The organism is Hymenobacter sp. IS2118 (assembly GCF_000715495.1).
GTDB lineage: Bacteria > Bacteroidota > Bacteroidia > Cytophagales > Hymenobacteraceae > Hymenobacter.
In genome coordinates this window covers 1-7,080 of the sequence record NZ_JNLX01000152.1, presented here as the reverse complement: position 1 = coordinate 7,080, position 7,080 = coordinate 1, and the positions used below count along the sequence as shown (strand labels likewise).

Here is a 7,080-nt window from a genome sequence, read left to right as displayed (position 1 = left end):
CCCACCCCCGGCCCCTCCCCTGCGGGGGAGGGGAGCCTGTTTCGCAGTCGGTTTCGGTTGGTTCCCTGGCCCTGAGGGGCGCGGGCCTGCCCCTGTAAACCCTACTAATCAATTCTTTCGCCTACTATTGAGTATTCATTTACCTCATTCTCCCTTTTCATGAAAAAAGACTGGTTTCCCAATGCCGCCGCTTCCGAGCTGGCTTTCTACCAAAACCTGGTGAAGGTGCTGCCCGCCATTGCCACCGCCCTCAAGCTGGATGCGCCGACTACCACGGCGGCCGTAGCGGCGGCCCAGAAATTCGTGGATGCCCGCCTGGCTTTTGATGCCGCCAAGGTGGCCCAGAAAGCGGCCGCCGACACGCTGGCCGCTCAGGACAGGCTCAGCGAAGCCAACACCCGCCGGCTGGCCCTGCTCGTGCGCAACACGCCCGGCGTGACGCCCGCCCAGCTCGCCCAGCTGCAGATGACGGGCGTGGAAACTGCCGACGCCACCAGCGCCGATGCCCGCGTGGCCGCCCACACCCCGGAGCTGAAACTCAGCCTCGACGGAGGCCAGATTAAGGTCGAATTCAAGAAGGCCGGCCACCAGGGCATTCACCTCTACAGCCGCCGGGGGGCCGAAACCGAGTTCAGCTTCCTAAGCGCCGATACCTACTCGCCCTACCTCGACACCCGCCCCAACCTGACGCCCGGCCAGGCCGAGCAGCGCGACTACTACGCCTTTTTTATGGACCGCGACGCGGCCAACGGCACCCAAAGCGCCACGTTTGGGCTGGCCGTGAGCTAGGCGCAGGCGCGGCACCCCATCCCCTAGCCCCTTCCCCTCCGGGGGAAGGGGCTAGGGGATGGGGTGCTCCCGGCATTTTCCATCTTCATACCTCACTCCCTTTTTCCCTCTCCTCATGCAAAACCGTAATTTCCTGCGCCGGAGCCTGCCGGCGCTGGCCTTGCTGGCCCTGAGCAGCGCCGCCCCGGCGCTGGCCCAACCGAAGGCCGGCGTTAGCCAAACCACCCCCGCCCTGCCGGCGGGCGTGAGCCGCGTAACGTCCGTGGAGGGCATCACCGAATACCAGCTCAAGAACGGGCTGCGGGTGCTGCTCTTCCCCGACCCCTCCAAGGCCACGGCCACCGTGAACATCACCTACCTGGTGGGCTCGCGGCACGAGGGCTACGGCGAAAGCGGCATGGCCCACCTGCTCGAGCACATGGTATTCAAGGGCAGCACCAAGCACCCCAACGTGCCCCAGGAGCTGACCGAGCACGGCGCCTCGCCCAACGGCACCACCTGGTACGACCGCACCAACTACTTCGAAACCTTCTCGGCCACCGACGAAAACCTGAAGTGGGCCCTGGACTTGGAGGCCGACCGGATGGTGAATTCCTTTATCAAGAAGGAAGATTTGGCCTCCGAGTTCAGCGTGGTGCGCAACGAGTTTGAGCGCGGGGAGAACTCGCCTCCCCGCGTGCTCATGGAGCGGGTGCTGAACTCGGCCTACCTCTGGCACAACTACGGCAAGAGCACCATCGGCTCGAAGGAGGACATCGAAAAAGTGCCGGTGGATAACCTCCGGGCCTTTTATCAGAAATACTACCAGCCCGACAACGCCGTGCTGCTCGTGGCCGGCAAGGTAGACGAGGCCAAGACCCTGGCCCTGGTGCAGCAGTATTTCGGCAGCATTCCGCGCCCCACGCGGGTGCTCCAGCCCACCTACACCATCGAGCCTACCCAGGACGGCGAGCGGCAGCTGACCCTGCGCCGCACCGGCGACGTGCAGGGCATCGGCGTGGCCTTCCACACCCCGGCGGGCGCCCACGCCGACTACGCGGCCACCGACGTGCTGGTGGACGTGCTCACCAACGAGCCCTCGGGTCGCATCTACAAATCCCTCATCGAAAGCAAGAAGGCGGCCAGCCAGTGGGGCTTCACCCCCACCCTGCACGATGCCGGCTTTGCCTACTTCTACGCCGAAGTCCGCGCCGGCCGCTCCCTCGATTCGGCCCGCACCGTGCTGCTGAACACCTTCGACAACGTGGCCAAAAACGCCCCCACCGCCGAGGAAGTGGACCGCGCCAAAGCCAAGCGCCTCAAAGACGTGGAGCTGCTCTTCCAAAGCTCCGAGCAGGTGGGCCTGGCCATGAGCGAATACGTAGCGACTGGCGACTGGCGCCTGGTGTACCTCTACCGCGACGCCCTGCGCAAGGTGACGCCCGGCGACGTGCAGCGCGTGGCCGCCGCCTACCTCAAGCCCAGCAACCGCACCGTGGGCCTGTTTATCCCGGATGCCAAGCCCGACCGCAGCGTGATTCCGGCCACGCCCGACGTGGCCGCGCTGGTGAAAGGCTACAAGGGCGAGGCCGCCATTGCGGCCGGCGAAGCCTTCGACGCCTCGCCCGCCAACATCGACGCCCGCACCAAGCGCAGCCAGGAAGGCGGCGTGAAGCTGGCCCTGCTGCCCAAGCAAACCCGCGGCAACTCGGTGAACATGCAGCTCAAGCTGCGCTACGGCGACGAAACCAGCCTCACCAACAAGCCCGCCCTGGCCAGCCTCACGGCCGCCATGCTGCAGCGCGGCACCAAAACCCGCTCCTACTCCCAGATTCAGGACGCCTTCGACAAGGCCAAGGCCCAGGTGAACATCAGCGGCGACGGGCAGAGCACCAACGTGCGCGTGCAGGCCGACAAAGCCAACCTGCCCACGGTGATGGCCATCGTGCTCGACTGCCTGCGCAACCCCACCTTCCCGGCCGCCGAGCTGGAGAAGCTGAAGCAGGAGCGCCTCGCCGGCCTGGAGTCGCAGCAGCAGGACCCGCAGGGCCTGGCCTACAACCTGGTTACCCGCCTCAGCAACCCCTACCCCAAGGGCCACCCGTTTGAAACGCTGAGCTACGAGGACGAAATCGCGGCCGTCAAAGCCATCAAAGTGGAGGATATCCGGGCCTTCTACAAGGACTTCTACGGCGCCCAGCACGCCACCCTGGCCGTGGTCGGCGCCTTCGATGAGGCCGCGCTACGCAAGACGGTGAAGAGCCAGCTCGGCACCTGGAAAGCGCCGAAAGCCTACGCCCGCATCCCCGGCCGCCTATTCGAGAACACCGCCACGCCCACGGCCCGGTCCATTCAGACCGACGACAAGGCCAACGCCATGTTCTTCGCCTTCCTCAAGTATCTGATGCGCGACGACGACCCCGAATACGCCGCGCTCTACATGGCCAACTACATTCTCGGCGACGGCTTCCTGAACTCGCGCCTGGCCACCCGCATCCGGCAGAAAGAGGGCGTGAGCTACGGCGTGGGCTCGTTTATGTATGCCGACGACAACGACAAAATCGGCACCTTCGGCTCCTACGCCATCTACAACCCCGAAAACTCGGCCCGCCTCGAAGCCGCCTACCGCGAAGAGCTGGAACGCCTGAGCAAGGACGGCGTGACGGCTGAGGAGCTGAAAGCCGCCAAGTCGGCCGCCCTGCAAAACTTCCAGGTGCAGCGTTCGCAGGACGGCAACCTGGCCAGCACCTGGGCCCAGTACCTCACCAAAGCCGAGGGCCGCACCTTCACCGGCTACGACGCCGAGCTGGAAAAGCGCATCGCCGACCTCACGCCCGAGCAGGTGAGCGCCGCCGCCAAAAAGTACCTCAACTACTCCAAGCTGACCATCGTGAAAGCCGGCGACTTCACCAAGGCGCCCGCCAAGCCGGCACAATAAACGCCGGCCCGGCGTTGCGTTGAAAGAACGTCATGCGGTAGCGCGGCCTCGGCTTCGCCATCGCATGACGTTCTTTGTTAGGTTGAAGCGGACCCGGCCGCGTCACCCCACCCCCTAGCCCCCTCCCCTCCGGGAGAGGGGGGACTCGTATCTAGCTCTAGTTCTTAAATTTTTACAACTAAAAACTAGTTCCCCCTCTCCCGGAGGGGAGGGGGGTTAGGGGGTGGGGTCACGGTAGGGCGGAAACCAACGGAATTACACTGACAACCAACAACTACATGGCAAACAAAGCATCCGGCGGCCGCAAGCCCGCCGCCAGCACCCGGCACTTCACCACCGACAACGCCAAAACCGGCTACGTGGCCACCAAAACCGACGGTGCCTACGCCACGGCCAAAGAGCAGGAAACCGCCGTGCTCGTGAGCGTGCCCCCGCGCCGGCAGTCCGAAGCCCAAACCACGGAATACCTCGACGAGCTGGCGTTTCTGATTGAGACGGCCGGCGCCACTGCCACCAAACGCTTCGTGCAGCGGCTGGAGAAGCCCGACATCCGCACGTATGTGGGCGAGGGCAAGCTGGCCGAAATCAAAGCCTGGGTGCAGCACGAAAACACCAGCATGGTGGTATTCGACGACGACCTGTCGCCCTCCCAGCTCCGCAACCTGGAGGCCGAGCTGATGGTGAAGATTGTGGACCGCTCGCTGCTGATTCTGGACATTTTCGCGCTGCGGGCCAAGTCGGCCACTTCGCGCACGCAGGTCGAGTTGGCGCAGTACCAGTACCTGCTGCCCCGCCTCACCGGCCTCTGGACTCACCTGGACAAGCAGCGCGGCGGCGTGGGCATGAAGGGCCCCGGCGAAACCGAAATCGAAACCGACCGCCGCATCGTGCGCGACCGCATTGCCTTCCTCAAGGAGAAGCTCGAAGACCTCGACAAGCAGGCCCACACCCAGCGCAAGGCCCGCGGCGGCAGCATTCGGGTGGCGCTGGTGGGCTACACCAACGTGGGCAAAAGCACGCTGATGAACGTGCTGGGCAAGTCCGACGTGTTTGCCGAAAACAAGCTGTTTGCCACCGTGGACGCCACCACCCGCAAAGTGGTGCTCGAACAAACCCCGTTTCTGCTTTCCGACACGGTGGGGTTCATCCGCAAGCTACCCACCAAGCTGATTGAGAGCTTTAAGAGCACGCTCGATGAGATTCGCGAGGCCGACCTGCTGCTGCACGTCGTGGACATTTCGCACCCCGGCTTCGAGGAGCAGATTCAGGTGGTGAACGACACGCTGAACGACATTGGCGCGGCCGACAAGCCGGTGCTGCTGGTGTTCAACAAGATAGACCAGTACAAGCAGGACGACGCGGAGCTGGACCCGTTTGGCGAAGTGCTTGATGCCGAGGACAACGGCACGGCCCCGCGCCCGCCGCTGGCGCAGCTGCAAGCCACCTACATGGCCAAATTGCACGACCCGGTGGTGTTCGTCTCGGCCCAGGAGCGCACCAATATGGAGGAACTGCGCGAGCTGCTCGGCAAGCGCGTGGCGGCCATGCACCAGCAGCGCTTCCCCTACCAAAGCACAACTGCCTACACCGGCGAATAAGCAAAATCCACCCTTCCGGGCCATGAAAATTGGCTGTTTCCATTCGTTTCGCGTAAGGGCAGCATCCGCCTTTTCCAACCCGCGGCGCTTGCCTATGAACCGTTTTATTGCTCTTCGTTTCGGTCTGTTCCTGGTTGTAGCGATGGGGGCCGGCCACGTGGCGCGAGCCCAGGACCCGAGCCGGCCGCCACTCTACCCACCAGCCGCGCCGCCCGTTACCGACAGTACCCTGGCTCCCATCAGCCAGCGCGTATTTGCCAACCCCTCGGTGCTGGGCATGGGTCCGAGCAAGGGCCTGATTGTGCGTTACGAGCGCACGCCCCGGTTCGGCGTGCAGTCGGAAGCGCAGGTGGTGGGCATCAGGAGCTACAACGGGCAGGTCGACAAAAACGCCCACCTCTCTATCAAAGGCTACATTCCGGCCTGGAACCGGCCGCACCTGAAGGTAGTGGTGGGGCTGAGCTACGAGCGCGAAGAATTCAAATTCAAAGGGCCCGCCACTACCGATTACGAGCTTTACCGCAACATCGAAAACAAGGGCTTGAAAAGCATTGCCTCACAGGTTGTGGTGCTCCGGCCCATCAATGAGGTGCATTGGTTTCTGGCCCGCGTGAAGGGCGAGCTGAGCGGCGACTACAATTCCTCCACCGACCTGACGACCTCCGACTATTCGCGCTTTTCGGCCGAAGCGGTGTACGGCTGGAAGCGCAGCCCGAATTTTTCGTGGGGCCTGGGCTTTCAGTACGGCTACACGTTTGGCCGGCTGAGCTTGTACCCGGCCGTGCTCTACAATCGCACTTTCAACGACCGGTGGGGCATTGAGGCCCTGTTTCCGGCGCGGGTAACGGCCCGCTACAACGTCTCGGAGTCGTCGATTTTCTACGCCGGCTACACCGTCGATGGCTACAACTACATCGTTAAGCTGCGCAATGAGCTGGCGCGCATCGACCCCAACGGTGCGCCCCTGGCCGATAAAAAACCCCTGCGTACGCTGGAGCTGCGCGAAACCGAGGTCAAATTCCGGGTGCGCTGGGAGCGCGAACTGCTAAGTTTCCTGTGGCTGGGGGCCGAGGCGGGCTACCGCTACAACTACGCCTTTGATGCGTTTGACCGCACCAACAACGACCGCGAAAAAATCATCGATTCCAAGTTTAACGGCGCACCTTATGCCGGGCTGGAACTCTTTATTACGCCGCCGCGCAAGCTGCTGGAAAAGGCCGGGGTGCGGCGCTAGCAGCGGCTACGGCAGCAGGCGAATAATAAAATTCTTGAGCGGGTTCTTTTTAACGATGGCCACCAGCTGGCCGTTGGCGTACTGGTACTCGTCTTCGCGGCCGTCGCGCCGGGCCCGCAAAATGCCGGGCTCGGGCGTGCGGCTTAGGCTGAAATAGTCGCCAAAGTACTCGGCGTAGGCGCGCGGTTGGCCGGCAGGCTCGCCAAAAAACAGGTTGGTCACGGCGTAGGTAATCGGCTTCTTTTCGGTGGCGCGGTAGCTGTGCTTATACTGCTCGGCCACGATGTCGTAGTGGTCGCCCTTCCACTCGGCGCGGGACGTGAAATCGCCCTGGTTGGTGTGCGCTTCCACCGTGGAGAGCTGGAGCTGCCCGTTGCGAAAACGGTTATTGACCTGGTAATAAATCTTGAGGTTGTAGAAGAGGAACTTCACCTGCACGTCGCTCACCAGCGTGTACAGCACCTCCGTGCCGGCCTGCGGCATTCGAGTGGCCGTCATCGTGCCCACCCGGATGCCCGCCACTTCGATGACGTAGCGGCGGG

General features: G+C 63.5%; 5 protein-coding genes. 4 read left to right on the top strand and 1 reads right to left on the bottom strand.

What is annotated here, in order from left to right; genetic code table 11:
* The first annotated feature begins 159 nt into the window (after positions 1 to 159).
* The 4 genes from GM79_RS15810 to GM79_RS15795 all read left to right on the top strand — a co-directional run bounded on the left by GM79_RS15810 (position 160) and on the right by GM79_RS15795 (position 6,538).
* A complete protein-coding gene (locus GM79_RS15810; RefSeq protein WP_035565748.1) occupies positions 160 to 789 on the top strand; it encodes a hypothetical protein in 630 nt (209 codons plus the stop codon).
* Between the two features lie 115 nt (positions 790 to 904).
* Entirely contained in the window at positions 905 to 3,706 is a 2,802-nt protein-coding gene (locus tag GM79_RS15805; protein ID WP_035565754.1) for a M16 family metallopeptidase, read from the top strand.
* 278 nt (positions 3,707 to 3,984) lie between these two features.
* A complete protein-coding gene (gene hflX / locus GM79_RS15800) occupies positions 3,985 to 5,304 on the top strand; it encodes a GTPase HflX (protein WP_081867808.1) in 1,320 nt (439 codons plus the stop codon).
* Positions 5,305 to 5,398: 94 nt separating this feature from the next.
* Positions 5,399 to 6,538, top strand: coding sequence for a DUF6268 family outer membrane beta-barrel protein (locus GM79_RS15795; protein WP_152560031.1), 1,140 nt, complete (start codon positions 5,399 to 5,401; stop codon positions 6,536 to 6,538).
* A gap of 6 nt (positions 6,539 to 6,544) precedes the next feature.
* Here the strand turns inward: GM79_RS15795 and GM79_RS15790 are convergent.
* Positions 6,545 to 7,080 (bottom strand): DUF6134 family protein (locus tag GM79_RS15790; protein ID WP_035565742.1); only part of this gene is annotated, 536 nt, incomplete at its 5' end.

Coding starts and splice junctions, on each gene's coding strand:
- GM79_RS15805 (WP_035565754.1), top strand. CDS start 905: ATGCAAAACCGTAATTTCCTGCGCCGGAGCCTGCCGGCGCTGGCCTTG.
- GM79_RS15810 (WP_035565748.1), top strand. CDS start 160: ATGAAAAAAGACTGGTTTCCCAATGCCGCCGCTTCCGAGCTGGCTTTC.
- GM79_RS15795 (WP_152560031.1), top strand. CDS start 5,399: ATGAACCGTTTTATTGCTCTTCGTTTCGGTCTGTTCCTGGTTGTAGCG.
- hflX (WP_081867808.1), top strand. CDS start 3,985: ATGGCAAACAAAGCATCCGGCGGCCGCAAGCCCGCCGCCAGCACCCGG.